The 1283-nt window shown below is 51.9% G+C and carries 1 rRNA gene; it reads right to left on the bottom strand.

Features of this window, described 5'->3' with window-relative positions:
* Nucleotides 1-1283 (bottom strand): 23S ribosomal RNA (locus GTP27_RS23240); the annotation flags it as partial.

The following is a 1283-nucleotide window of genomic DNA, read 5'->3' as shown; positions in this document are numbered from 1 at the left end:
CCTATCAACGTCCTGGTCTCGAACGACCCTTCAAAGAGCTCAAGGCTCTGGGAAATCTCATCTTAAGGCAAGTTTCCCGCTTAGATGCTTTCAGCGGTTATCTCTTCCAGACTTAGCTACCCGGCAATGCCACTGGCGTGACAACCGGTACACCAGAGGTCTGTCCACTCCGGTCCTCTCGTACTAGGAGCAGCCCCCTTCAAATTTCCAACGCCCACGGCAGATAGGGACCAAACTGTCTCACGACGTTTTAAACCCAGCTCACGTACCACTTTAAATGGCGAACAGCCATACCCTTGGGACCGGCTACAGCCCCAGGATGTGATGAGCCGACATCGAGGTGCCAAACTCCCCCGTCGATATGAACTCTTGGGAGGAATCAGCCTGTTATCCCCAGAGTACCTTTTATCCGTTGAGCGATGGCCCTTCCATACAGAACCACCGGATCACTATGTCCTACTTTCGTACCTGCTCGACTTGTCAGTCTCGCAGTTAAGCACGCTTATGCCATTGCACTATTAGCACGATGTCCGACCGTACCTAGCGTACCTTCGAACTCCTCCGTTACACTTTAGGAGGAGACCGCCCCAGTCAAACTGCCTACCATGCACTGTCCCCGACCCGGATAACGGGCCAAGGTTAGAACCTCAAATGAACCAGGGTGGTATTTCAAGGATGGCTCCACGAGAACTGGCGTCCCCGCTTCTAAGCCTCCCACCTATCCTACACAGATTGATTCAAAGTCCAATGCAAAGCTACAGTAAAGGTTCATGGGGTCTTTCCGTCTAGCCGCGGGTAGATTGCATCATCACAAACACTTCAACTTCGCTGAGTCTCGGGAGGAGACAGTGTGGCCATCGTTACGCCATTCGTGCAGGTCGGAACTTACCCGACAAGGAATTTCGCTACCTTAGGACCGTTATAGTTACGGCCGCCGTTTACTGGGACTTCAATCAAGAGCTTGCACCCCATCATTTAATCTTCCAGCACCGGGCAGGCGTCACACCCTATACGTCCACTTTCGTGTTTGCAGAGTGCTGTGTTTTTATTAAACAGTCGCAGCCACCAGTTTATTGCAACCCGTTCGCCCTACTGAAGTAAATCAGCCAAGCTACAAGGGCGTACCTTTTCCCGAAGTTACGGTACCAATTTGCCGAGTTCCTTCTCCCGAGTTCTCTCAAGCGCCTTAGAATACTCATCTCGCCCACCTGTGTCGGTTTGCGGTACGGTCTCGTATGACTGAAGCTTAGAGGCTTTTCTTGGAACCACTTCCGATTGCTTCG

It is taken from the genome of Duganella qianjiadongensis (genome assembly GCF_009857915.1).
Taxonomy (GTDB): Bacteria; Pseudomonadota; Gammaproteobacteria; order Burkholderiales; family Burkholderiaceae_D; genus Rugamonas; species Rugamonas qianjiadongensis.
Note: the sequence above shows the minus strand (reverse complement) of the source record. Positions and strands in the feature narration are given on the sequence as shown.